This is a genomic window from Edaphobacter sp. HDX4 (assembly GCF_036877565.1).
GTDB lineage: Bacteria > Acidobacteriota > Terriglobia > Terriglobales > Acidobacteriaceae > Edaphobacter.
In genome coordinates this window covers 342,501-367,600 of the sequence record NZ_JAEDXW010000001.1, presented here as the reverse complement: position 1 = coordinate 367,600, position 25,100 = coordinate 342,501, and the positions used below count along the sequence as shown (strand labels likewise).

General features: G+C 54.9%; 22 protein-coding genes (1 of these 22 only partly in view). 17 read left to right on the top strand and 5 right to left on the bottom strand.

The window, feature by feature from the left end:
- Positions 1 to 8: 8 nt before the first annotated feature.
- The 5 genes from JAO29_RS01545 to JAO29_RS01525 are packed head-to-tail and all read left to right on the top strand — an operon-like array spanning position 9 to position 5,994.
- Positions 9 to 1,556, top strand: coding sequence for a GumC family protein (locus JAO29_RS01545; protein WP_334266408.1), 1,548 nt, complete (start codon positions 9 to 11; stop codon positions 1,554 to 1,556).
- Between the two features lie 3 nt (positions 1,557 to 1,559).
- Complete coding sequence (locus JAO29_RS01540; RefSeq protein ID WP_334266407.1) at positions 1,560 to 2,486, top strand: ExeA family protein; 927 nt, start codon at positions 1,560 to 1,562, stop codon at positions 2,484 to 2,486.
- A gap of 56 nt (positions 2,487 to 2,542) precedes the next feature.
- Positions 2,543 to 3,418, top strand: a complete 876-nt coding sequence (locus JAO29_RS01535; protein ID WP_334266406.1) for a CpsD/CapB family tyrosine-protein kinase — start codon at positions 2,543 to 2,545, stop codon at positions 3,416 to 3,418.
- 18 nt (positions 3,419 to 3,436) lie between these two features.
- Positions 3,437 to 4,813 carry a TIGR03013 family XrtA/PEP-CTERM system glycosyltransferase gene (locus JAO29_RS01530; RefSeq protein ID WP_334266405.1) on the top strand — a complete coding sequence of 459 codons (1,377 nt, stop codon included), beginning with the start codon at positions 3,437 to 3,439 and terminating at the stop codon, positions 4,811 to 4,813.
- Entirely contained in the window at positions 4,810 to 5,994 is a 1,185-nt protein-coding gene (locus JAO29_RS01525; protein ID WP_334266404.1) for a glycosyltransferase, read from the top strand. The genes JAO29_RS01530 and JAO29_RS01525 overlap by 4 nt, the downstream gene beginning before the upstream one ends.
- A 133-nt stretch (positions 5,995 to 6,127) precedes the next feature.
- On the opposite strand, the gene JAO29_RS01520 is transcribed toward JAO29_RS01525, so the two are convergent.
- Entirely contained in the window at positions 6,128 to 7,198 is a 1,071-nt protein-coding gene (locus JAO29_RS01520; protein WP_334266403.1) for a glycosyltransferase, read from the bottom strand.
- A gap of 216 nt (positions 7,199 to 7,414) precedes the next feature.
- Here JAO29_RS01520 and JAO29_RS01515 point away from each other — a divergent pair, with 216 nt between their 5' ends.
- The 5 genes from JAO29_RS01515 (at position 7,415) to JAO29_RS01495 (ending at position 12,069) form a co-directional block, all read left to right on the top strand.
- Positions 7,415 to 9,328, top strand: coding sequence for an HAD-IIIC family phosphatase (locus JAO29_RS01515; protein ID WP_334266402.1), 1,914 nt, complete (start codon positions 7,415 to 7,417; stop codon positions 9,326 to 9,328).
- Positions 9,315 to 9,569, top strand: coding sequence for an acyl carrier protein (locus JAO29_RS01510; protein ID WP_334266401.1), 255 nt, complete (start codon positions 9,315 to 9,317; stop codon positions 9,567 to 9,569). The genes JAO29_RS01515 and JAO29_RS01510 overlap by 14 nt, the downstream gene beginning before the upstream one ends.
- Positions 9,570 to 10,646 (top strand): hypothetical protein, encoded by a 1,077-nt coding sequence (locus JAO29_RS01505; protein WP_334266400.1) that lies wholly within the window; start codon positions 9,570 to 9,572, stop codon positions 10,644 to 10,646.
- On the top strand, positions 10,627 to 10,761 hold the full coding sequence (locus JAO29_RS01500) for a hypothetical protein (protein WP_334266399.1): 135 nt from the start codon (positions 10,627 to 10,629) through the stop codon (positions 10,759 to 10,761). Before JAO29_RS01505 ends, JAO29_RS01500 begins: the two co-directional genes overlap by 20 nt.
- A 144-nt stretch (positions 10,762 to 10,905) precedes the next feature.
- On the top strand, positions 10,906 to 12,069 hold the full coding sequence (locus JAO29_RS01495; protein ID WP_334266397.1) for an MBOAT family O-acyltransferase: 1,164 nt from the start codon (positions 10,906 to 10,908) through the stop codon (positions 12,067 to 12,069).
- Between the two features lie 7 nt (positions 12,070 to 12,076).
- On the opposite strand, the gene JAO29_RS01490 is transcribed toward JAO29_RS01495, so the two are convergent.
- Positions 12,077 to 13,555 carry an O-antigen ligase family protein gene (locus tag JAO29_RS01490; RefSeq protein WP_334266396.1) on the bottom strand — a complete coding sequence of 493 codons (1,479 nt, stop codon included), beginning with the start codon at positions 13,553 to 13,555 and terminating at the stop codon, positions 12,077 to 12,079.
- Between the two features lie 278 nt (positions 13,556 to 13,833).
- Between JAO29_RS01490 and JAO29_RS01485 the strand changes: the two genes are divergently transcribed.
- From JAO29_RS01485 to JAO29_RS01475, 3 genes are read left to right on the top strand one after another with little or no spacing between them, the layout of a single operon-like run.
- Positions 13,834 to 14,784 carry a hypothetical protein gene (locus tag JAO29_RS01485; RefSeq protein WP_334266395.1) on the top strand — a complete coding sequence of 317 codons (951 nt, stop codon included), beginning with the start codon at positions 13,834 to 13,836 and terminating at the stop codon, positions 14,782 to 14,784.
- A 2-nt stretch (positions 14,785 to 14,786) separates the two neighbouring features.
- Positions 14,787 to 16,121 (top strand): glycosyltransferase, encoded by a 1,335-nt coding sequence (locus tag JAO29_RS01480; RefSeq protein WP_334266394.1) that lies wholly within the window; start codon positions 14,787 to 14,789, stop codon positions 16,119 to 16,121.
- Positions 16,118 to 17,323 (top strand): glycosyltransferase, encoded by a 1,206-nt coding sequence (locus JAO29_RS01475; RefSeq protein WP_334266393.1) that lies wholly within the window; start codon positions 16,118 to 16,120, stop codon positions 17,321 to 17,323. Before JAO29_RS01480 ends, JAO29_RS01475 begins: the two co-directional genes overlap by 4 nt.
- Here the strand turns inward: JAO29_RS01475 and JAO29_RS01470 are convergent.
- On the bottom strand, positions 17,320 to 18,414 hold the full coding sequence (locus JAO29_RS01470; protein WP_334266392.1) for a sigma-54 interaction domain-containing protein: 1,095 nt from the start codon (positions 18,412 to 18,414) through the stop codon (positions 17,320 to 17,322). The genes JAO29_RS01475 and JAO29_RS01470 overlap by 4 nt on opposite strands.
- 556 nt (positions 18,415 to 18,970) lie before the next feature.
- Here JAO29_RS01470 and JAO29_RS01465 point away from each other — a divergent pair.
- Positions 18,971 to 20,356, top strand: coding sequence for a sigma-54 dependent transcriptional regulator (locus tag JAO29_RS01465; protein WP_334266391.1), 1,386 nt, complete (start codon positions 18,971 to 18,973; stop codon positions 20,354 to 20,356).
- A gap of 17 nt (positions 20,357 to 20,373) precedes the next feature.
- On the top strand, positions 20,374 to 20,865 hold the full coding sequence (locus JAO29_RS01460; RefSeq protein ID WP_334266390.1) for a DUF6982 domain-containing protein: 492 nt from the start codon (positions 20,374 to 20,376) through the stop codon (positions 20,863 to 20,865).
- Between the two features lie 40 nt (positions 20,866 to 20,905).
- Here the strand turns inward: JAO29_RS01460 and JAO29_RS01455 are convergent, their stop codons facing one another.
- On the bottom strand, positions 20,906 to 21,856 hold the full coding sequence (locus JAO29_RS01455) for an SDR family oxidoreductase (protein WP_334266389.1): 951 nt from the start codon (positions 21,854 to 21,856) through the stop codon (positions 20,906 to 20,908).
- A 199-nt stretch (positions 21,857 to 22,055) separates the two neighbouring features.
- The gene (locus tag JAO29_RS01450) at positions 22,056 to 22,997 is read right to left on the bottom strand and encodes a branched-chain amino acid transaminase (RefSeq protein WP_334266388.1); all 942 of its coding nucleotides are present in this window, start codon (positions 22,995 to 22,997) and stop codon (positions 22,056 to 22,058) included.
- A 117-nt stretch (positions 22,998 to 23,114) separates the two neighbouring features.
- Here JAO29_RS01450 and JAO29_RS01445 point away from each other — a divergent pair, with 117 nt between their 5' ends.
- Both JAO29_RS01445 and JAO29_RS01440 read left to right on the top strand, forming a co-directional pair.
- Positions 23,115 to 23,801 carry a MarC family protein gene (locus tag JAO29_RS01445; RefSeq protein WP_334266387.1) on the top strand — a complete coding sequence of 229 codons (687 nt, stop codon included), beginning with the start codon at positions 23,115 to 23,117 and terminating at the stop codon, positions 23,799 to 23,801.
- A gap of 60 nt (positions 23,802 to 23,861) precedes the next feature.
- Positions 23,862 to 25,100, top strand: partial view of a M48 family metallopeptidase gene (locus tag JAO29_RS01440; RefSeq protein ID WP_334266386.1) — the 5' portion only. The gene runs 252 nt beyond the window's last position; only the first 1,239 of its 1,491 coding nucleotides appear in the window; it begins with the start codon at positions 23,862 to 23,864; the stop codon falls past the right edge of the window.

Genomic DNA, 25,100 nt, shown 5'->3' with positions numbered 1-25,100 from the left:
GCTCACTAATGCTTGGACATCGTACGCTCAACGTGGACGATTATTTAGGAATTCTGAAGCGCAGAGGATGGATGATCGCGGTTCCGGCCATCTTTCTTGCTCTCGTCGGATTTGCGCTCACCTTCCTCGTGTCTCCTCAATATGTTTCTCAGACGCTTATTCTGGTCGAACAACAGAAGGTTCCTGACGATTACGTCAGGCCGGTGGTGGTGGAAGATATCACGGCCAGACTGGCGTCCATGAAAGAACAGATCCTCAGCCGTTCTCGGCTTGAGCCGATCATCGAACGGTTCAATCTGTACGGCACGAAGAAGATGTCCATGGATGATCGCATCGATGAGGTGCGAAAGAATATCGACATCAAGCCAATCCATTCGGAGATGGCGCGCACCGGCGGTCTGCCAGGATTCTTTATCTCCTACAAGGACCCGGACCCTCACACCGCGCAGCAGGTCTGTGGAGAGATTGCCTCACTCTTTGTCACTGCAAATCTGAATGCGCGAGCGCAGTCCGTAGAAGGGACTACGGAGTTCCTGAAGGGGCAACTGGCGGATGCAAAGCGTGCGCTTGATGAGCAGGACGCAAAGCTGGCTGCATTCCAATCGAAGTACATGGGCCGTCTTCCCGGGGAAGAGACTCCCAACATGAATATGTTGACCAGTCTCAACACTCAGCTTGATGCCACGACACAGGCTCTCTCCCGCATGGAGCAGGACAAGAGCTATACCGAGTCGATGATGGCGCAGCAGCAGAGCTTTTCCCAATCCACGGATCACGGAGCTTCGGCGCCGGGAGCCCGACAGGTCGAGCTCCAGAACTTGTTGAACGAAGAGTCCGATCTGACTCGGAGATATACGGATGATTATCCGGATGTCGTCGCCGTTCGGCGCCGGATCAAGGAGCTGCGGGCAAAGATTGCAGCTGAGCCTCCGGCGGCACCGTCAACTCCAGCTATTTCCGCTAGTACTACACCGAACAGGAATGACTCGCCGGCTTTGCAACAGCTGCGTGCGCAGTTGCGGTCTCTCGATCAGGGGATACAAGCCAAGCGGCACGAACAGGCACTGCTCTCTAGCCAGATCCGGATGTACCAGGATCGCATCTCTGCCAGCCCAATGGTGCTCGAAGAGTACAAGAACATCACTCGTGACTATCAGACAGCACAGGGGTTCTACGACGATCTTCTGAAAAAGATGAATCAATCGAAGATGGCAACTGACCTGGAGAGGCGTCAGCAGGGGGAACAGTTCAGCGTGATGGATCAGCCAAATCTCCCTGACAGCCCGATGTTTCCCCGACGTGGAGTTTTCGTAGGAGCAGGGTTCATGGCCGGTCTGTTCCTGGGAACCATGCTGGTCGCATGGAGAGAGTATCGCGACACCGTGATGCGGTCCGAACGAGATGTATGGGCCTTCACGAAGTTGCCTACCCTGGGAGTCATTTCATTCACGCTGAATGACCCGGATGCTCCGCCTTCGGGGGGCCGTCGTTGGGGATTAGGACGTCGCAAGTCAGAACTTCAAGCTGGTAAGCCTCTGGTTAATACGGGCGGATGACGAATGTATAACAGCTTCTTCAAACTTCATAGCAGCCCCTTCGGCACAAGCCCTGATCCACGGTTTCTTTACATGATGCCGCACACACGAGAGGCACTTGCATGTCTGGAATATGGCATCTCCGCCAGAAAGGGATTCACTGTGCTGACCGGCGAGGTCGGCACAGGCAAGACAACCCTGCTTAAGCGCGCTTTGGCATCCTTCAATAATCGCCGGATCTCAACAGCATTTGTCTTCAATCCACGGCTTGAGGTGCTGGACTTCCTCGAGTTTGTGCTCGCGGATTTCGGCATCAATTCGACTACCAGGACCAAATCCGGGATGTTGCTTCAACTGAACCGCTGGCTCATCGAGAGATTCCGGATGGAAGAGACTTGCGTGGTCGTCATTGACGAAGCACAGAACCTCTCCTGGGATTTGTTGGAGGAGATTCGCCTGCTTACGAACCTCGAAACCTCCTCGGAGAAGCTTCTTCAGATCGTACTTTCCGGTCAGCCAGAGCTCGAAGAGAAGCTGAGGCATCCTAGTGTACGGCAGCTGCGGCAGCGCATTGCGTTGTGGTGCCGGACTCAGCCCCTTACGGAGAATCAGACTCATGCCTACGTTGCGGAGCGTCTGAGGTTAGCCGGTGCGACCAGACCCATCTTCACCTCTCAGGCCTTGGATCTGATCTATCGCTACAGCCACGGCATCCCCCGGATTATTAATCTGCTTTGCGAGCACTCCTTGATCGTGGCGTATGTCGAGCAGGTTCAGGAAGTCTCCGCAGAGTTAGTTGAAGGAGTTGCTGCGGAACTCGAACTAGAGACGCAGCCATTTTTGATCTCTCCGGTAGCTATCGGCAGCAGTGGCCGTAGCGGTAACTTCGGTGAGACTTCAGGTCTGATGACAGCGTTCGATGGCGAACCTAAAGGAAGGCAGGATCGATGAGCCGCATATACGAAGCACTTCAGAAAGCCGAATCAGAAAAAAAGATGGAACGCCCCATGAGCGAGTCTCGTCTTCCAGTTGAGGAGGCAGGCACTGCACCGCCGACGGCTACCTTGGAGTACGAGCTTCCTCCCTCCTTTGTGGAGTCACCGCGGGAGCAGACATTTACCGACGGATTGTCCTCCGGCGGGCTAAATCTTAGTGCGGTTCGGCGCTTTCCTTGGACTCCCTTGATCGATAGACTTCCCTCCCTGCTCGAGAGAGGCCCTGCCATCGAACAGTTCCGTAGCCTGCGTTCTCGTGTCTACGAAGCTCGCGACATTCGCCCTCTCAAGTCGATTCTTGTGAGCAGCGGATTGCCCCAGGAAGGCAAGAGTTTTGTCTCGGCGAACCTGGCTGTCAGCCTCGCTCGACACAAGAACAGCAAGGTTCTGCTCATTGACGGGGATATGCGCCGGTACACGCTTCACGAGTTGCTGGGGACCGAATCTTATCCTGGCCTTGCCGAATATCTCGCAGGCAAAGTCACCGCAGAACAGATTATGCAGCGGCCGGAAGAGAACGAACCACTAAGCTCGGTGGGCCATGCTCTTTCTAACCTCACCTTCATCCCGGGTGGCAATGGCGGAGACAAAGCTGCTGATCTTTCCGGAAATCCTAGATTCGGAGAGTTACTCCGCCAGGTCGCTCCTTATTTTGACTGGATCATTGTGGATTCATCACCGGTCATACCGGTTTCGGACGGTGTCAATCTTGCTCGTTCGTGCGATGGAGTTCTTTTAGTCGCACGTGCCGGAGTCACGAAGTACCTCGTGGCGCAACGCGCGGCTGCGGAGCTACGAGCGTCTCATGTCCTCGGCTTCGTCCTGAACGCCGTACAAGAGAATCCTCAGACGGGAAGCTACTACGGTTACAACTCGAATAAGGAGTAGGTGGGAGCTGCAGCAGCAATGATTCGACTCTTCAATGTGTATTATCCGACCCGCACAATTGTCTTGTTAATGTGCGAGGCTTTAATCGTCAGCGGGTCGTTCCTGCTGGCTACGAAGCTCGTCCTCGGGCCGGACACATACATCTGCCTGAACTATGAATACGGTGTGCTCAAGATCGCGGCCCTCACGGTGTTGACCCTCCTGCTTTCGTACTACTTCGATCTCTATGAGCCACAGCGGATTTCTGAACGATGGGAGATCTACTTCAGACTTCTGCTGGTTCTTGGTTTCCTTTCTTTTCTGCTTTCTGCACTGGTCTATTTTTTCCCTCAAATAGACATCGCACACTACGTCCTGTTACTTGGGTTGATGTTCCTCACCTTTGGACTCGTGATCTGGCGTGGCGCTTATGAATGGATCCTTGGAAGAGCTGTCTTTCGCGAGCGGGTCTATGTCCTGGGCGGAGGCGATCACGCGCGAATGATTGCTGAGACCCTGCGAACCCGCAGGGATGCCGGCATGGAGGTTGTGGGATTCGAGTCGATGCCTACAGATAAAGAAGAGCGGAGAGAAGCATTCAGGGCTGCGCTGGAATCGTTCCGGGGACGAGCAATGGCTATTGATCGCATTGTCATTGCCCTGGAGGACCGTCGGGGCGAACTTCCCTTGCGGGAACTCCTGAAACTGCGCTTTGATGGAGTGGTCATCGAGGAAGCAGGCGCATTACTCGAGCGCCTCACCGGAAAGCTGTATCTCGACGGCCTCCGCCCTAGCAACTTCATCTATAGCGAAGGATTCCGTGTAAAGCCGTCGCAACAGCTGGCGCGCAGAATCGTTTCGACTCTGACCGCCGCCGCCGGGCTGTTGTGCTTTCTCCCGTTATTTCCTTTTGTCGTACTTGCAGTGCGCCTGTCCTCGCCGGGTCCTATTTTTTTCCGTCAGACGCGCGTAGGAATGGGAGGCAGAAACTTCACAGTCTACAAGTTCCGTACGATGCGGACCGATGCTGAGGTTTCAGGAGCGAAATGGGCCAGCAAGGACGATCCCCGAGCCACAAAGATCGGTCGGTTCATGCGAAAGACTCGCCTCGATGAGGTTCCGCAGTTGTGGAATGTCTTGCGCGGAGATATGGGGTTTGTCGGCCCACGTCCTGAGCGACCGGAGTTTGTGCCGTGGCTTTCGGAGAACATTCCGTACTTTGATCTTCGCCACATGATCCGGCCCGGGCTCACGGGATGGGCGCAGGTGCGATATGGATACGGCTCCACCCTGGAAGAGGCTCGGGAAAAGCTGGAATACGACCTTTATTACATCAAGCACATGACTCTGGGACTTGATCTTCTGATCATGTTTGAAACGGTGAAGACGATTTTGCGCAGACGAGGCGCACAATGAGAAGTCTTTTTTGGCTTTCTTTGGCCGTGATTGGTTACACCTATATCGGGTATCCAGCCATCATGTTCCTGCTTGCGCGATTCTATCCGCGACCCTGGAAGCGGGACGCCTTCGTCGCTCCAGTCAGCATCGTGATGGCAGTCCACAACGGGGTTTCAAAGATCCGGGCGCAAATTGAGCACCTGTTATCTCTTGCCCCGGATCTGGTAACGGAAGTCGTTGTTATCTCGGATGGCTCAACCGATGGAACCGCCGAGGTATTAGAGCTCTGCCATGAACCCAGGTTACGGACCATCGTCCTGTCGGAACAGGGAGGTAAGGCGGCGGCACTGAATCACGGCATCTCGGCAGCAAGCGGCGAGATTCTCCTGTTTATCGATATCAGACCCCAGGTTCAGGAGGGTGCTCTCACCAAGTTGCTTAGCAACTTCGCCGATCCCGCAGTGGGATGCGTTGCGGGTGAGTTGCTCTTGAATGCTGATGGGCATGATGCAGCCGCGTCTGCTGTCAGTGGAGTGTACTGGCGTTATGAGCAATGGATTCGCAACTGCGAAGCCGCGTGGGATTCTCCCGTAGGAGTATATGGCGGGTTCTATGCGGTACGTCGCAGCATTGTTCAGCCTTTTCCTGCGGGCATCATTCTGGATGATATGTTCCAGCCTTTATCTATCATCGGCCAAGGCTATCGCAGCGTGCTGGACCGCTCGGCCTTGGTTCTGGACACCTGGCCCGCGAAAGTTTCAGGCGAATTTCAACGCAAGATCCGAACCCTGGCCGGAAACTATCAGTTGTTTTCCCTGGCTCCCTGGACACTGACTCCAAGTAATCGTGTCTTCTTCCAGCTGGTCTCACATAAACTGATGCGGCTTCTGGTGCCCTACTTCTTCCTGCTCCTCATCCTAAGCGCGACCGTACTTGGTGCCGGATCTCTGGGCTGGCGGTTCGTTGCCCTCATCCAATGGGCATTTTGGATTGCGGCGGCGCTTGCACTGCGTGTCAGGTTGCCACTGATCCACCGGATAGCATCGCCTGCGAGTGCTTTACTTGTACTCAACGCGGCAGCGGTTGCTGGCCTCTACAAATTTATGTTCACTCGCGGTCCTCTCTGGAAGATCTGGTTACCCAAAGGCCGGATTGCGGATTCCGCAATTCCGTTGGAGACGGGTCGGGAGAGTGCTTGAGCAACAAGAAGGAACCTGTAAGCGACCTTGCAATTCAGCAGTGTGGCCGTTCGATTTCGCCCGACATATCGAGGTCATATTCCGGCGGTACAAACTCTGAAGTCTCTAAATGAGGAAGATGATATTTCAGCTCTCAACTGCGGCGCATGTAGAGTTCCATATACGACGCAGCCATGCGCTCAAGGGTGAAATGCTGCTGATAAGCAGCTCTGGCATTTTCAGAGAGAGCGCGCCGCCTCGACGAATCCGAAGCGAGCTGAAGGATTGCTTCGGCCATGGCAGAAGGGTCAGCAATCGGGGTAGCAAGACCGGCGTCAGCGTTTTTGACCACTTCAGCCATGCCGCCAACGTCGGTGACGATCGCGGGCAGACCTACAGACATAGCTTGCAGCAGAGACATTGGGAGGCCTTCAGAGAGCGAAGACATGCAATAGATGTCTGCGGCCGAAAAGAAACCTTCCACATCCAGACGTTCTCCCCAGAAGGTAACGTTCTGTTTCATTCCAAGTTCAGCGACAAGAGCATCCAGATGCGGCCGTTCTGCGCCATTCCCCACCACCCAAAGCTGAAGATCGGGGATGCGCGCTACTGCGATCGCCAGGGCGCGCAGAAGGGTAGGGAGGTTTTTTATAGCAGCCAGGCGTCCAACGAACAGGAGCGTGAGACCACGCTTAATGGGCAAATCGGCCGATGCGGCGGGAACGATCGGATCAACACCGTTGTACACGCGAACGATGCGCTCTCGTACAGCGCCGGGAGTGTGCTGAAGGTTCATGCAAGTGGCATCGCAGATACCGACGATCCAGTTGAGAGAACGTGCAACGGCATTGAACGCGATCTCAGTGCCTCTCTCGTAGGGCGGGGCCACAAGACTGTGGCGGGTCGCCAAAACGGAACGGACTCCCGCGAGTCGGGCCGGGATCGCTGCCTGCAGCGTAGGCGCGGGATTGTGGCAGTGCACAACATCCGGACGGAGACGTTTGAATGCACTCAAAAAACGGAGCAAAGTTCGTGGCAACGGAGCTTCGCCAAGAACGGCTACAGGAATGCCCTCCGCGACAAGCTGCTCCCCCAGAGTGCCAAGATTGCTATAGGCAATCACCGAAACGTCGTGGCCATGGAGACGTTGAAGACGGCACAGTTGAGCTACGAGGATCTCTGCTCCACCCATTTCAAGACTGTAGACAACATGGATTATCTTCATGAAAGGCAACACGCTCATCCCCTGATGAATGGGGAAAGGGACAGAGCTAAATCGAACCTACACAATAGTAAACGTTACATCGCTTCGAAATATTAGTGGAGTTATTCTGATTGGGTCCCCAGTGTTGAGCAGACCACTGGCCCACCGGAGCTGTGGCTCAATGTTCCAGCGCTTGAATTGACGGCCAGCAGCAGTGCGATAGAGGAGTTGTGCTCGATGAGTAGTGAAGCAGAGGTTATGGCGCCGGGGTTGAAGACAGTAGTCGAAGACGTGCGGGAGCTGCTGGCCCGACGATCTTCCGACATCTGGCCGGCTTTACGGACGGCGACGCGTGCTGCGGCAGATTTCGGGGAGATGCTTTCTCTGGCGACTTTGCGGAAAAAGGCGGTCAGAGCCGGCATCCCTGGTGGAAGCGATAAGACAATTCGGTTAGCTATGACCGGCGGCTCAAGCCTGTATCCGCTTCACGAGCTGGTCCAGCAGACGATTGGAGCTCAATCTTCGACAGGCTGGTGGGAGACAGAGTTGTGGAAGGGTGATTTTGACAATTACATCTCCGAGATACTCGATCCCGAGAGCGAACTCTACTCCTTCAAGCCCGATGTCATTCTCATCCTTCCCTCCAATCAGAGGTGCGTCTACTCCGGACCGATGACGGATTCTCAGGACCTGCAGCGAACCGAGGCATTACGGCAAGCCGAAGATCTTCTCAATCTCTGTCGGATCGCACATGAACGTTCGGGAGCGGAAGTAATCGTCGCGAACTTTCTTCCTGCTGCTGAGTTCGACCCCGGTCCATTTCGTGTCAGAACGCTTGGCTCGAGCTGGAACTTTCGAAAGCTCGTCAACCTTGAACTCGGCCTCCGTGCTCCTTCCTACATTCATATCTGCGATGCCGAATTCCTTGCGACGCGGTACGGGGCTGCACGCTCTCATGACCCGCGCGCATGGTTCGAGACTAAGCAGCTTTATTCATCCGACTTCGCGGTTGAGATCGCGCGTGAGGTAGGCCACATCGTTGCTTCTCTCCACCGATCCTCGAAAAAAGTGTTGGCGCTGGATCTCGACAATACGCTTTGGGGCGGTGTGATCGGTGATGACGGGATGACCGGTATTGAGATCGGGGGCACACATCCGCGTGGAGAAGCCTTCAAACAATTCCAGCTTGCGATCGTCGCTCTGGCGCAGCGCGGCGTCGTCTTGGCAGTCTGTAGTAAGAACGACCACAAGAACGCAATCGAGCCGTTCGAGAACCACCCAGAGATGGTCCTGAAGCTCAAGGATATCGCTTGTTTTCAAGCTAATTGGGAACCAAAGTCCGAAAACCTTCGGCGAATCGCGCAGGAGCTAAACCTTGGTCTCGACTCCATCGTATTTGTCGATGACAATCCTGCGGAGATCGAGATCGTGAAGCAGTTTGTTCCCGAGATCGAAACTATCTGGCTGGGGCCTGATCCCGCAGCGTACGCTTCGCAGCTCCTGAACTCGCGGTTGTTTGAGCCACGCTCAATTACGGATGACGATCTAAGAAGGGGCGAGCAGTATCAGCAACAAGCCGCACGAGCCCAGTCAATGGATGCGGGAACAGATATGGACTCCTATCTGGCGTCGCTCGAGATGCACAGCATCATCAGCGAATTTACACCTGTGGATGTTCCACGCATCTCACAACTCATCAACAAGAGCAATCAGTTCAATGTAACGACACGTCGCCGTACCGAAGCCGAAGTAGAGGCCTTGCTCACGAGTCCCGATCATTATGCATTCAGCGTGAGGCTGGCGGATAGATTCGGCGACAACGGCCTCATCTCTGTGGTGATTGTCAGGATTGAAGGAGTCACGGCGCTCGTGGACACCTGGCTGATGAGTTGTCGCGTACTAAAGCGTCAGATGGAAGACGAAGTTGTTAACGAAATTGCTCGGCTGGCCAAGTTGCGCGGGTGTGTGTCTGTAATTGGTCACTACATCCCTACGGAAAAGAACGGCATGGTACGAGACCTCTTCCCCAGGATGGGTTTCTCTCTGATCGAAGAGACTCCAGAGCTTTCGATTTACCAGCTACAAACAGAAGATTTCACCCCAAGAGAAACTCACATTCAGATTGACCGGAGAGCCTATGACGCAAACTGAAATTCTTGCAAAGATGCAGACTGTCTTCGACGATGTATTCCTGGACGACGTTAAAGTTACGCCCGAACTCAGCGCTGATGACGTAGAGGAGTGGGATTCGCTCCTCCAGATCTCACTCGTGTTAGGTGTGGAAAAGGCGTTCAACGTTCGCTTTCGCGTGGGTGAGGTAGAAGCTACCAAGAACCTCGGAGAGTTTGCTGATCTTATCCAGCGGCGCATGAGTGAAGGTGCGAAGGCCTAAATGTTCCCCGCAATCTGGTCAAACCGCCATGCGGTCGCCTTGATCGTCGTTATTGCCACACTGCTCACCCTGCCTGTCCTGATGTCGGTTGTGGGTTTGCCGCCGCGCGATCGCGTATATAGCGGAATTCGCGTTGAAACAGGAACCGGTCCGCTCGATGAAGAACAGATCTTCGAAGACAAGGGACCCGTCGATATCCTATTTGTCGGCAGCTCACTGGTCGTTCGCGGCGTCGACATGGACTATATACGGCAGCAGCTGAGCGCAACCCTCGGGAGACCTGCGAGAGTGGCCCGTCTGTCGCTGAAGTGGCAGGGCCTGGACATGCAGTACATGCTTATGCGTGATTTCTTAGAGCATCGCAAGGCCCGCCTCGTCATCATGGACATGCCCACACTCGCGCTCATCGGAGATTCCCCGCATATTCAGGCATACCGGTGGATGCGCTGGGGCGAGTTCCCGAGGTCGACCGCTGGGCTCTCCTTCCGTAGCCGAACAGCCATCTATGGGGCTGAAGTCCTGGGCGCTCCCAGGCAGCTCGTGAACTATCTCAGGCCCAATCGCAGAATCGAAGATCGCAATCTGGTCGCCAAGCTTGGATCTCAGTCAGAGTATGGAAATGTCGGTTATTACGGCGGTCCCTTCGTGGCTGAGCCAAGAACTCCTCCAGCCATTCCCGTGGACAGCATTTACTCTCACGGGCAGGACGACCCTAATTTCGACTTCGCTGGTTTACCTCTCGGTCCTTATCACAGGTACTGGGCGCATCAAATCGGAGAATTGGCGAAAGAGTATGACGTTCCGTTCGCAATGATTCATGTCCCTGAGGACACGGAAAAGGGAATGACTCGAGTGCCTGAACGGATGTACTGGCCCGCAGTTGTCGGCCTGCCTTCCGCTCCCATACTGGCCATTCCTTCAGCGACCCTGTTTCGCGATGTTCCCGCCTCAGAGATCAACAACTACTACTACGATCAGCATTTTAACGACAACGGCAAAGAACTGTTCACCCGTGCTATAACGCCAGCCCTGCTCGATCTCTATAGGAAGGAAGTCCATGGCGCTACCCTCCAGTAAGCCGCATCCCGTCCTTCTTAGTGTGCTCTTCGTACTTTGTATTGCGGCGGTTGCGCTGATGTTGTTTATCACGCCGGAATCTCTGTCGGTCAATCTCGTTTATCAGGCTTTTTAAATTTAGAGGACCAGCCCTACTATGCCCCCCGGCCTGACTCATTTTCTGTCGAACTCTCTTTTACTCGTAACATTGACGGTACCGTTTCTCTTCTTTCCCCTGGCAGCATGGGTTGTACTTCGCTGGTCGCCTGGGAAGATGCGGATGCCGGCTTTTGCCGCCGTCAACCTGGTCTTTGCCTTAGCTGTGTGTCTCTCTCGAGGCACCTATGGCGTTCGTCTCCACGACGTGAAGCAGTACTTTATATTTTCGACCCTCATGTTTGGGCTTTACGTGCTGCTTGTCGCTGTTCAATACCTTCTGCTCCAAAAGAGACTAGGCTCCTGGTTTCCGCTGTTTTTTCCCCTTCTGATGCTCGCTCTGGTCAAGTACGTGCCAGGCCAGTTCACTCAGAATTTCGTGCCTGCTCCCTTTTCGAACAAAGTGTTCGCCGACTTTTTCCTTGGGCTCTCTTATATGGCGTTTCGCCTCACTTACATGGTGCATGAGATCCGCAACGAAATAGTCCCGATGCCCAGCTTCGCAGAGTATCTTTCATTCGCGTTCTTTGTTCCCACTTTGTCGATCGGTCCCATCAATCCTTACAGCGCCTTTCACAACTCGTTGGTGGCGCCCGATCGCACGATCACTCCAGTGGGAAGAAGCTGGCAACGGATTCTCATCGGTCTGACAAAGTATGTGTTTCTCGGCAACCTTGCGAATCAGCTCACGTACGATGGCCTTTTGGCGGACGGGCTGCCCCACCACTGGATCGATTTCCCGATCGCTGTCGCCGGATATTGCGCATATCTCTATTTGAATTTTTCGGGTTTCTGCGATCTTGCTATTGGAGTCTCAGGATTACTGGGAATCCATGTTCATGAGAACTTCGATCGCCCTTTCAGCAAGCGCAATCTGCAGGAATTCTGGGCTCATTGGCACATGACATTGACCAATTACATGCGCGATATGGTTTTTGTGCCACTTTCGAAATCGTTGGTTCGACGCTTCGGTCCGGCATCAGCTCCACACTGCATTGCACTGGCTATCGTTATCGTCTTTGTACTGATGGGTATATGGCACGGCGCGGGTCTGAGCTTTGTGATCTATGGGCTTTGGCATGCGGTGGGGGTGGTAACGGTACACTACTACACCCTCTTCCTTAAAAAGCGACTGGGAAAGGTGCGCTATGCTAAGTATCGCGAGAACAGGGTGATCTACCACATCGCGAACGCCATTACGCTGGCCTACTTCGCTCTGGGCCTTATCTTTGTTACAAACTCCATGAGAGGGCTGCGGCTGATCTTCCATGCCTTCCGCCCCATGTAGTTTGGGATCAATGAGATGTGAGATGTTGGAATCGGAGCATCAGATAGACCACCAGGATGAGTCCGACCGAACCGATAGCGGAGTATTGAACCACCTTGAACGCTCGCATTCTGGCGGGTGCAATGTTCTTGTCGATTGCCATTCCATAGATGACCTGGACCATGCCGCCATAGATGAAGAGAGTCATGATATAGGCACGCGACAGAAACCAGCCCGCGACGAAGTATCCAACGATTGAAATGAGCATCAGTCGTGCAAGGCGCTGAATCTCCTCTGGAGACGAGGACTGTTCATCAACAAGAGGATCTACAGCCAAGTGCAGGGGGGCTGCTGGTTGTTCTCTGGGTGGGTTCGTCTCTTCTACCATGACCGCAGCATTCACTCCGTTTGCGGCGGAGGGCTGCAGGCTTTGCCATGTCATTGGGACGGCAGACTCCCTTCGTACACCGATCGCACGATCATAGGAGAAGACGTCGTCTTCGGCAGGGGCAACCTTCTCCATCCGCGAGGATGCAGTCGCATCCCGGATGGTAGGGAGAATAAACATCACCCACCAGAAGAGCCCGAACATTCCGAGCTCAGCTGCGCAAACGACAACCGTGTTATGCGCGGTAATGAAGAAATATTCCCCAAACCGACCAAAGCCGACACCGAAAAGCGGATGGCTTTTGAGCAGGTCAATCCCTTCGGCCCAGGCCTCCATTCGACCTGCTCCTGCCTCCATGGAGACATCGCGTCCTCCCGACCATCCAAGCACGCTGGTCAGCGCGAAGAGTCCGGCGGCGATGATGCCTGCAGGGATTGTGCCGATCTTCCGTCTTGCTGCAAAGACAACCACCGCGAGCAGAGCGACGATTCCACCGCGTGAATGAGTCAGATACATCCCAAAAATCAACCATCCCACCGGAATCAGAACGAAAAGTATGTTTCTCGGAAGATTCCCTTTCTTCCAGAAGAAAAACATGCAGGGGATGAGGCTGACCATGACTTGAGCGAAGTCATTGGGATCATTGATGAAAGCCATGCCGCGCAGGCGGTAAAAGAATCCGCCCTCCTCGCTGCCCTGGGGCATGAGATAGGGATTGGTGTAGTCACCTGCTCGCAGTGCGCTGTAGCCTCGGAAGATGGTGAAGGCGCTTACGACAAACAACGTAAGTGCAAGAAGCTGAAGATGCCTCTTGGTTCGGAAGTTGACGACTACGAGGAAGAAGGTGAAAGCGTTCGGTATAAAGCCAAGCACGGCCGGCAGAATCGATCCAAGCCATCCCGTCATGACCATCGAGCAGAATACTGCGACGACCATTCCAATCAGAGCAAAGGTCTGAGGCATGGCGAAGAGTTTGGACTCCTGGATTCTGGGCAGGGACGCCACCAGCGCCAGAGTCGCGATGATGATTTCGATATGGAACTCATACAGAGGTCCCCACAACGTCTCGGGGCCTAAATATGCAGTCAGAATATAAAGCAGCGTTAGAAAGAGTCCCATAAAATAGTTACTGCAGTCCCAAGTGCAATATTAGTGCATCTGACATTCCGAATCAGTAACAGAACTTGAGGAAACTCAGATAATTGGATGCCGGATTCCCGTCGGTATCGTAGGATTTGAACCGGGCCAAATCATTCATGAAACTTCCACGCCACGCTGAGTTATGGTTACCAGGCTACTTCCGCGATCGCACGCGGCGTTTGGCGCGCAAAACGCAGGTGCGCCGATTGTGGGTCGCCATTACTGATCATTACGAGCCACTCTGCCAGAAGGCCTCCATGGAGACGGCTTTGCGCCGGGTAGCGCGTTGGGAAGAGATCTGGCCCAAGATCGCCAGCTCTGCTCCACGTGACATCGCGGGAAATACTCCACGATATAGCTTCTTCTATCCGCAAGAAGAATACAGGCGCGAGCTGCTGGATCCTCTCGCCGATATGACCAGGCAGGGATTCGGGGATGTGGAAGTTCATATCCATCACCACAACGAGACCGCCAAAGGCTTTATCTCAAAAATGAGCGATTTCTGTCGCCGTCTGCGCGATGACCATGGTCTTTTGCATGATCATCGCGGACGCATGGTCTTCGGCTTCATTCACGGTAACTGGGCGCTCGATAACTCCCGACCGGACGGTCTGGATTGCGGTCTAACCGGCGAGATCGAGCTTTTGCGAGATCTCGGCTGCTATGCGGATTTCACGATGCCCTCGATCCCATCGCCTACGCAAAGCCGCATTGTGAATCAGATCTATTGGTGTACCGGCACGCCTGGCCGCCCCAAGGCGTTCGATCGCGGGATTGAGGCGTCTGTGGGCGGGGGGGCAATGGGCGATCTGCTTATGATCACGGGACCTGCAGGACTGCGATTTGGCGGACGGATGGTACCGCGTATTGAGATGGGAGAGATCGCCCACAATGATCTACCCACTAAAGATCGGGTCGGTGTTTGGCTTGATCTTGCACCCCAGGTTGGTGACGAGATGTTTCTGAAGCTCCATACTCACGGCGCCCGCGAAGATAACGCTGATGCACTGCTGGGAACGGCCACGCGCGTATCGGGTCTCGACCAGATGTTTCGATGGCTGCATGAGGAGACCCAGCGACGTGGTATTGAGCTCCGTTGGGCGAGCGCCTACGAGATGTTTTGCGCTGTGGAAGCCCTGACCGGTCCCCTGAATCCAGGTCCCCGTCTTACACCGGAGATGGCCGGATCTTCTGCTGGAGCTCCTTAGCCTTGAATGTTCTGCTGATCACGTTTTCTTTTCCTCCTGCAGGTGGTGTCGGCGTTTTGCGGGCACTATCGCTAGCCAAATATCTGCCTGACAACGATATTCGGGTGGATGTGCTTACAGCTCGCAATGCTCCTGCCGTAGGCAAAGATCTCACGCTACTGCGGCAGGTTCCGCCTGAAGTCCAGGTGCACCGTACCTGGACGCTCGACCTTCCTTTCTGGCTTCGGAAGTCTGTAAAAAAGGCAATCACTGGTGGCAAAGGGAAGACAGCCTCCCCTCGTCCCGAAGGTCAGGTTAAGAGACAAAGCGTTCTAAAGAACTGGATCGGTAATCTCCTCCTGCCTGATCCTCAGATCGGTTGGCTCCCGTTTGCGCTTCCTGCGGCGGCTCGACTGATCCGTAGCCGGTCTATCGATGCTGTTCTGATCACGGTGCCTCCATTCTCGAGTACCAAGCTGGCGACTCGCCTGCGGAAGCTCTTTCCGGATCTCCCGATCGTCCTCGACTTCCGAGATGAGTGGCTGACGACTACCCTCGACCTTGTGAGCTTCAACAACAATAGTCGGGCCCGCTTGGTTGCTCAAAAGACAGAAGGGGATGCTGTTCGCGCCGCGACCAAGGTTGTTCTGGTCACTGAAGCGGCCTGTAATGAACTTCACTCTCGCTATTCCGAGCTACCTAAAGAAAAGTTTGTCTGCATTCACAACGGATACGATGTTCCCCCTCCGGAACATTCCCCTCTGCCACCAACGCCGAGTACCACGCAAAAAGTGGTTCTCACCTATATCGGCACGGTGTACGGTTCAACCGCACCAGGAACATTCGTTGCGGCGGTTCGCAACCTCTCTCCTGCGGTCAGGTCGCGATTGCATGTCCGTTTCATAGGCCATATCGAAGCTGAGGCATACAGGGAGCAGCTCGTCTCGTTGGGAGAGACAATCGAGCTCAAAGGATTTGTCCCGCAGGCCGAGGCTCTGGCGGCGATCCGCGATACAGACTATCTATTGTTGATCACCCACGACAGAATCAACGTGGCCGCAAAGTTCTACGACTATCTAGGGGGAGGGAAGCCGATTCTTGGCGCGGTCCACCCTGATGGCGATGTTCGTAGACTCCTTGAGGAGACCCGAGCCGGAAGATGGGCTGATGTAGGAGATCCGGAGTCTATCCGACGGATGCTGGAAGAGGCAGTCGAATCGCCCAATGCTCTCATTGCTCCGGATCTCAAGCGGGTAGCGTCTTATCATCGCCGATCCCTCACTGCCCGGTACGCATCTCTGTTGAAAGGCCTCGCGATCTCCGGTCGGAAGGCTGAAAGGAACAGGATCGAGGCATGAGAGTCGCAGTGGTAACCCGGTACTTCCCAACCTCCCACGAGCCATGGGCGGGTCACTCCGCCTACCAGACTCTCAAGATCCTCGCCCGTCGTTGCGAACTGAAGGTCTTCTATCCCGAATCTCAGTATCCGTCGTTTCTAACACCAAAGAGCCGAACTGGCCGCCAGCTGGATTTTCAGCACCGCGTTGAAGCTGTTCAGGTCGAATACATCCCCTATCCCGCGCTTCCTGCGATCTCGCGGCCTTTTAACGGGTTTTCTGCTTACCAGAGCATTCTCTCGAAGGTACGTGCATACCAGCCCGACATCCTTTTGAACTATATCGTCTACCCAGACGGAGATGCGGCGTTGCGGGTTGCAAAGGCGCTGAAGGTCCCGTTTGTCGTTACCGCGATAGGTTCAGACCTCAACGTCATTCCCGATCCTGTCTGTGGATGGCTCACTCGTCGTGTGCTCCGCACGGCGGACTTTACGATTACCGTCAGCGGAGACCTCCTCAGGACGGCCCGCGGTATGGGGGCTCCCGTCGAGAGAAGTAGTGCCGTTCTGAATGGCTGTGACACAGATATCTTCCATCCGGGCAACCGGGAAGATGCTCGTTCCATCCTTGGGATTCCTCAGGATGCGGAGGTCATCGTCTACGTAGGGCGGCTGGATATGGCGAAGGGTCTCAACGAGCTTGTTACCGCCGTGGCAAGTCTGCGGAATAAGCGCCCAAAGCTGCACGCCTGGATTGTCGGTGATGGACCCGCGCGTCAGCCGCTCTCCGAAGCCATCTCGGCTCAGAACGCCTCCAGTTCCGTGAGTCTTGCACCATCCTGCTCGACCGAGAATGTCGCTGCCTGGATGGCGGCTTCTGATCTTGTGACGCTGCCCAGTTACCGTGAGGGGTGTCCGAATGTCATAGTGGAGGCGCTCGCCGCGGGGCGACCAGTGGTCGCCACGAATGTAGGCGGCATTCCGGAGCTGATGGATGAACGGAGCGGCCGGTTGGTCACTCCGAAAGACTCCATCGCCCTTGCGACAGCCCTGGATGAGGTTCTTTCTCAGTCCTGGGCGACGAGTGAGATCGCTGGGCGGCACTCAAGAAACTGGTCCGACGTCAGCGCTGATGTTGAGAACATCCTGGTTGCGACGTTAGAGCGTGCCCGCTCAGGCAGGACGGGAAGCGAGCTCACCGCAACGAAAGTGACCGTCAGCTAGTACAGCCTTGTTCGCGGAGTCGAAGCAGGGTGCGCTGAATTGATTGGGCCTTCCGGACTCTTTCCGCTCGTAGAACGCAGGGGGCGCGGTGGCACCTCAGGCATTCCCGCTTCGCTCAACTTGTAGAGCAGGGAACGGTAGCTGATCTGTAGCCATTTCGCGGTCTTCTGGCGGTTCCAGCTATTTGCCTGCAGTACCTTGAGGATGATCTGACGCTCCAGATCATGGGTCGCCTGCCGTGTAATGTTCTTCAGGGAGATCGGCTCGGTCAGATCGATCTCAGCTGTAACTCCGTTCCGGTTTTGCTCTGGAATCAGCTCCGCTACAAGCGCCTCTTCGCTTCCGATCAGAACATAGCTTCGGATCAGATTCTCAAGTTGGCGAATGTTGCCGGGCCAGTGGTAGCTCTGCATCAGGCGTATGGCGCTCTTTGATAATAGTTCCGGAGTGTGGCGGAAGATCCGCGAGTAGTGATCGATGAAATAGTCGATCAAGATGGGGAGATCTGCGATGCGCTGTCTAAGCGGCGGCAGATTGATGGTTACGGCATTGATCCGGAACAGAAAATCGAGTCGAAATGTCCCGTTTTCTACTTGAGTTCTCAAATCTCCGTTTGCTGCAGAAACCAGCCGCGTCGCGATTGAACGGGAATCGTGGCCACCTACTCGTACAAAGGTTCCATCCTGTAGTACCTGCAGCAACTTGGACTGGACGTTCAGGTCGAGACTTCCCACCTCGTCGAGGAACAATGTGCCGTTATGAGCCTGCTCTACACGACCCAGCTTCGTCGCTGTAGCGCCTGTGAAGGCTCCCTTCTCGTAACCGAAGAGTTCTGTCTCGAGCAGAGAGTGAGGGATCGCAGGGCAACTCACCTTCACCAGGTGACCTCTGGAACGAAGCGATAGAGAATGGAGCAGCTGCACGCAAATCTCTTTGCCTGTTCCGCTCTCGCCTTGAATCAGGACTGGAACGTCAGTCTCGGCGACTCTCTCGATTTTGTTGCGCACGGCATGCATAACGGCTGTTTTGCCGAAAAGAATGTCCAGGGGCGGCAGACTGAAGGACGCAGCGGATTCCGTATGATGAACCAAGTCAATTTCCCGTCTAGAGGGGTATAGAGCAAAGGGTGCAATACCTTTCACTCTGCACGTAATCCTCCAATCTGATGAATAAAACGAAGGGTTGCGCTGCTTTCCTGTGCAAAAAACTGCCCACAGTCTCCTTGTGCAGCCCACGACATGGCGACTAAACCCTTATTCGTTAGGAATTCGGTGGTGAAAATAGGGTGATATTTCATCGTATTTTTCCCGCCACCTCATCATTTTTTCCTGCCAGGCCCACAATGGTTCTCAAATCTCCCGAAGCGTTCGCATCAAGAGTGGTAAACATTTTGCTCTTTTGTCGGCAAAATTATTAACATTTTTGTGTCGCAGTTTAACGTGATCCGAACTAAAATTTGGCAAGTAGCTCGCCGGGAGTCTCCCCGCTTCACGGGTGGTTGAAGTTACAGTACAGGCTGGGAAACCAGGTAGGTGTTTGCACGGCCAGCCAGGCTCGCAAGATTCGAGCGAAAGAACTCGAATCGGCATCGATAGGGGTATTGGTATGTCGGCTTCTCCGTCCTACAGTATGTCTGCTTTGAAGTCAGTGACTAAATCTCGTCCCCAGGTTCTTATTTTGGAACCGGATCTCGCGGTGCTGGACTATCTTCGTCTGACACTTGGAGACCGGTACGCTCTGAGTCTTTTTTCTGAAGAGAAGTCCTTGCTGGACCGCCTTGAGCAAAAAGATGTGCCGGACATGCTCCTGCTTGCGCTCCATCCTGGTAACGATCCTCTTCCCCTGCTCACGGAAATCCGGGCGGGACACCCGAATTTACCCATCGTTGTGCTCTCTTGCTCGGCCGAATTGCGGGATCTTGAGATGGTGATCCGGTCGGGAGTTCGCGCCATCGTCATGAAGCCATTCGTGGGTACGGATATAGAAGAGGCGATTGAAGAGAACCTACGCTCAGGCGAAGAGAAGCCGGATGCAGCAGAGTTACTGCGCGAAATCCCCCTCAACGAGACGCATTCGTTTGTCAGGTCGAGTAAGCGAATGCGCGATCTCGAATCCCAGGCTTCGCTTGTCGCCCGTGCCGACATTCCCATCCTGATTCTCGGGGAAAGCGGAACCGGTAAGGAGATTCTTGCTCTCTACACCCACAAGATGTCTTCGCGCAGCCAGAACACCTTCCTGAAGGTCAACTGTGCGGCGGTACCTGCAGATCTTCTTGAGAGCGAATTGTTCGGGTACGAACAGGGCGCTTTTACCGGAGCGGTGAAGACCAAGCCGGGAAAATTCGAGATCTGCACGGGAGGAACGATCTTTCTGGATGAGATCGGCGAAATGCCGGCCATCCTGCAGGCGAAGCTGCTGCAGGTCCTTCAGGACGGCACATTCTCCCGACTGGGGAGCCGTTCTCCTATGAAGGTCGATGTTCGCGTAATTGCGGCTACGAACATCAATATGAAAGAAGCGATGGCAAATAAGACCTTCAGGGAAGATCTTTACTACCGGCTGAATGGTTTTACTTTGAACATCCCTCCACTGCGGGAGCGCAGGGATGAAATTCCGGTGCTTGCAGAGTACTTCATACGTAAAGGAGCGCGTCGCTACGGGCGCGATCCACTGCCTTTCTCGCAGAAATTGATGGACGCTCTCACATCGCACAATTGGCCCGGAAATCTCAGGGAGTTGGAGAACGTCGTCAATCGATATCTGGTACTTGGCGATGAACGGGCTATCCTTGACGAGTTGGCTCCTGTAAGCGGGCAAACGGCAACGGGATCCAACCTCGAACCGGCGAACGGCGCTGGACTCAAGGCGTTGGTGAAAAATCTCAAGGGCGGCGCTGAAGCAGCTGCAATTGCACAGGTGTTGGAGGGTACTGGATGGAACCGCAAGGCGGCGGCAAACGATCTGCAGATCAGCTACAAGGCTCTGCTCTACAAGATCAAACAGTACGATCTATCTCCACAAGATCGCGCGTAGCTGCCAAAATCGCTGCTATGGCTGCGGCCGCCGCAGAAGGTGTTTATCGCGTTGTGGTCAGGTTTGAGGACCATACCGTTCGCGGAACAGCTTCCATCAGCGAACTTGGAACGATCGAGCAACTCTTACACAATGAGGCTCAGTCCCCGCTCGAGACAATCAAGCTTAACCTGGTCGAGACCGGTGAGGAGAAAGAGATTCCTACCCAGGACGCGAAGGCTGTCTTTTTTGTAAAAACCTTCAATGGAGATCTACGCCACAAGGCGCTGCATTTCCACGAGAACGCGCCGATTGTCCCAGGCTTGTGGGTAAGAGTGTATTTTCACGACGGCGAGATGATCGAAGGGATCATCAGCAATACCCGCGATTTTGTCCTCGAGAACGGGTTCTTCCTCATCCCGACCGATCCAAATGGAAACAATCGACTCGCCTACGTCAACAAAAGCGGGCTGAAAGACTTCCACGTCCTTGGGATGAGGAACATGCCCAAGAACCTGCACCGACTCTAATCCAGACCTGGAATTCCAGGGAGTTTGCAAGGCTGAATGGCTAGACAGTTGCCATCGACTCTTTAGCCCACTCAATCGTCTGCTCAAGGCCGTAGGCAAGATCTGCGACCACTTTGTAGTCGAAGGCTTTCTGGGCTTGAGAGATGTCTGCGAGCGAGTGCTTGATATCTCCATCCCTCTCTGGCGCGTGGTTGACGTCTCCCGAGTAGCCGGTGATTCGCTTGATTTCGGTAAAAGCCTCAAGCAGGGTCGTACGATCTCCCGTGGCTACATTGAATACGCGTCCTGCAACCTTATCTCGCGGAGCCTTCGCAGCGAGAAGGTTCGCCGAGACCACATTGTCGATGAAGGTGAAGTCGCGGCTGGTAAGGCCATCTCCATAGATGGTCGGGGTCTGGCCTGCCAGCATGAGCGAGATGAACCGGGCGAGCACACCAGAATACTGGGATGATGGATCTTGTCTGGGGCCGAAGATATTGAAGTAACGCAGCGAAACTGTTTCAAGCCCATAAACGCGATAGTAGCTTGCCAGGTAGTGCTCTCCTGCCAGTTTCTGAACTGCATAGGGCGATAGGGGGGCGGGAAGCATCTCCTCTGTCTTTGGCAGCTCAGGAGAGTCGCCATACGCTGCCGAGGATGCCGCATAAAGAACCCGTTTCACACCAGCCTTGCGGGCGGCTTCCAGAACGTAAAGTGTTCCAGACAGATTCGGCCCGTTGGTCCCCAGGGGATCGTCGACCGATTTAGGAACGGACGGAATCGCCGCCTCATGAAAGACATAATCCACTCCATTGCAGGCGGACGTCAGAGCATCCTGATCGAGTATGTCCGCCCTGCGAAAGTCGATGCTTGAGCGGATGTCTTCGATATTCTCCATCGAACCGGTGGACAGGTTGTCGATGCCGCGCACCTGCGCTCCCTCTGTTAGAAGTGCACGTGCGATACTCGACCCGATAAACCCTGCAATTCCGGTAACAAGAACGGTGGACATGGCTCCCCTGAGACAACATGGCTGGTAAAGCTGAATTGTCTATAAGAGTACCGCAGACAAGGAAATGGTCGCCTCAGTGCTTCTAACTCGAAAGTGTCATTTCGTTGAATAAGTGTCACGACATCGGCAACTTGGGACAAAAGAAAGACCGCGAGGGAGTTGGGCCCTCGCGGTTTCCACTGCTTACGGTGGTGTGATTCTAGACGCCGACGGGTTCAGCAACCTTCACGTTGACGGGTGTAAGCCAGTTGTAACGATCCGGCTTAAGCCCATTCACAATCCCGAAGAACTCCTCGTGCAGCGCAGACGTGATAGGACCCATCGTGCCATCTCCCACGAGAATGCGATCAACCGAGCGGAGGTGGGTCACCTCGGCCGCAGTTCCCGTAAAGAAGGCCTCGTCCGCTATGTAGAGCAGCTCACGGGGAAGCGCCTGCTCCACAACTTCAATGCCGAGCTGTCGTGCCAGAATGATGACAGAGTTGCGGGTGATCCCGCTCAGCACGGAATTGGCAAGGGGAGTTGTGTAGAGCACGCCATTACGGACCAGGAACAGGTTTTCGCCCGAGCCCTCAGAGAGATACCCATTCACGTCGAGGGCGATGCCCTCGGAGTAGCCGTTGACTTCAGCTTCCATGCGGATGAGCTGCGAGTTCATGTAGTTTGCTCCCGCCTTCGCGAGAGAGGGCATCGTGTTCGGAGCCAGGCGCGACCAGCTCGAGACGCATACGTCTGCGCCTTCGTTTCCGGGCACATACTTGCCCCAGGGGAAGTTTGCGATATATATGTCAATCGGCGATTTCAACGGATTTACGCCGATCTCCCCATAGCCACGGAAGGCAATCGGGCGGATATAGCAGGGTGCCACTCCGTTGGCTTCGACGACGTCCACTACTGCTGCGGAGAGCTGCTCAACGGTGTAGGGCAGCGGCATGCGATAGATCTTGGCTGAGTCGATCAGACGCTGCATGTGCTCTTGCAGGCGAAATACGCCCGCAGAGGTCGGCTGCGTGTAGCAGCGAATTCCTTCGAACACCGAGGAACCATAGTGAACGACATGGCTCATGACGTGGATCTGAGCCTTATCCCAGGGAATCAGTTTGCCATTGTGCCATATGTTCGCAGTCGTTTGAATGGGCATGTGTGCTCCTCGCGTAGAGAATCTATTATAGCGATCGCGCGATTGAGGAGCTATATGGAACGCGGGGTTCATCGACTGGCGGCTGAAGTTTTGTGACAGGCCGTGGGAGAATGGAGTGTGCTTTACGAGCCGCACTCGCCGATGAGTCTCTATGGCCTGCAGCATTCGGTCTACGTCCGATTTTCAGTGCTGGCTCTCAGCTCGATCTTCTTCCTGGTTGATCCCTTTGCCGCATTGCCGACATTTTTGGCTGTAACTGCAGGCTCCGATTCTGTCCGCCGCCGTCAAACAGCTCGCAAGGCTTCGTTGACTGCTCTGATCTTCCTAAGCGCCTTTGCTGTCGCCGGCCAATATATCTTCAAAATGTTCGGGATTACCCTTCCCGCCTTCGAGATCGCAGGTGGAGTTATTTTGCTGTTGATCGGTCTCGATATGCTCGAGGCCAAGCGATCGCCGACCCAGGAGGCAAGCGGAGACGCCGAAGCAGCAGCCAGCAAGGAAGATGCCGGTATCGTCCCCCTCGGCATCCCAATGCTGGCCGGCCCAGGCGCCATTGCAAGTGTGATGGTACTCGTAGGCCAGGCGCAGAATCTGTGGCAGATGGTCGCCATTCTCGGTTCCATCTTTATCACTGCCCTTATCTGTTATTTCGTCCTCGGCAACTCGGACAGGGTGGCAAAAGCACTCGGAGAAACAGGGATCCGCATCCTGGTTCGCATTATGGGCCTGTTGCTGGTCGCGCTGGCCGTGCAGTATTTTGTCAACGGGCTGGCTGACCTTGGTGTGATCACGAAGCCCTCATAAAAGAGGCGGTTCGCCTGCATCAGAAAATGTAGTACTTGTTTCCGTGAAGGAGTGGGCTTCATGTTCGGAACCGTAAAAAGGGTAAAGACCATCTTGATCGGTGTGTTGCTGATTGGAAGTGGAACCAGCCCGGCCTGGGCCCGCTTCCAAATACCGCCGCCCTGCAAGAACTCCTTCAGCATCCAGCAGGAACAGACCGAGGGAGCGAAGGTGGCTGCTGAGGTGTTCAAGCAGATGCCTGTCCTGCCCGATAGCTCTCCCGTGTCGCAGTATGTCCGTCAGCTGGGAGCCAAACTGGTCGCCGTTACACCCGGATATCGCTGGCCTTTCAACTTTCATGTCGTGGCCAGTGACGAGATCAATGCGTTCGCTCTGCCGGGAGGCGCCATGTTTGTGAATCTCGGTGCTATTCGAGCAGCTGAGACGGAATCGCAGCTGGCAGGTGTCATGGCGCATGAGCTCTCTCACGTCGTGATGCGGCACTCCACCTGTAACCTGACCAAACAGCAATCCTTAGGAACGTGGGCGGCGCTTGGACAGCTTGGAGCCGCGATTGCCCTCGGAAATGGCGCGCTTGGCTCTCTGGCGACGCAGGGGATCGGAATGGCAGCAGGCCTAGGCTTTCTCAGAATGTCGCGCGACTATGAAAAGCAGGCGGACCTTTTGGGAACGGACATTCTGTACGACGCGGGGTTCGATCCGCGAGGGTTGCCGCAGTTCTTTGAGACCATTCAGGCAAAGTATGGTGAGGGCGGTGCACAGATCTTCAGCGACCATCCCAACCCGGGGAATCGCATGGAGTATGTGAACGCCGAAATTGCGTCGCTGCCGCGCAAACCCAATCCCACCGTGACTTCAGCTGCATTTAAGAATGCGCGGGAACTGGCGACGAAAGAGAAGGCATACACCGCCAAGGAGATGGAGTCCGGTGCGTGGAAACAGACGGGCAGATATGCTCTCGTTGCGGGCGGTCCCGCACAGACTATTCCCGCAGGTGGAGACGCACGCGCCGGTCAAGCCGGGGCAGGTGGGCCGGCGAGACTTAGCAGAGCAGCGCTTGGTCTCGAGGACCGACTGATCTTCTATAACGGCAAGACTTTTTCGATGTCGTACCCGGAAAGCTGGCGAAAGGGTGAGGGTCAGAACGGCAGCGTCGCTTTCGTTCCACCTGAAGGTGCAAGTCAGGCGGGGATTGCCTATGGAGCGATTGTGGATTCTGCACGCTTCCAGACTGCGGTTGCGAGTGCAAGCGATCTAGCCCAGGCCACGACTGCCATCTCCACACAAATGAGTCAGCAG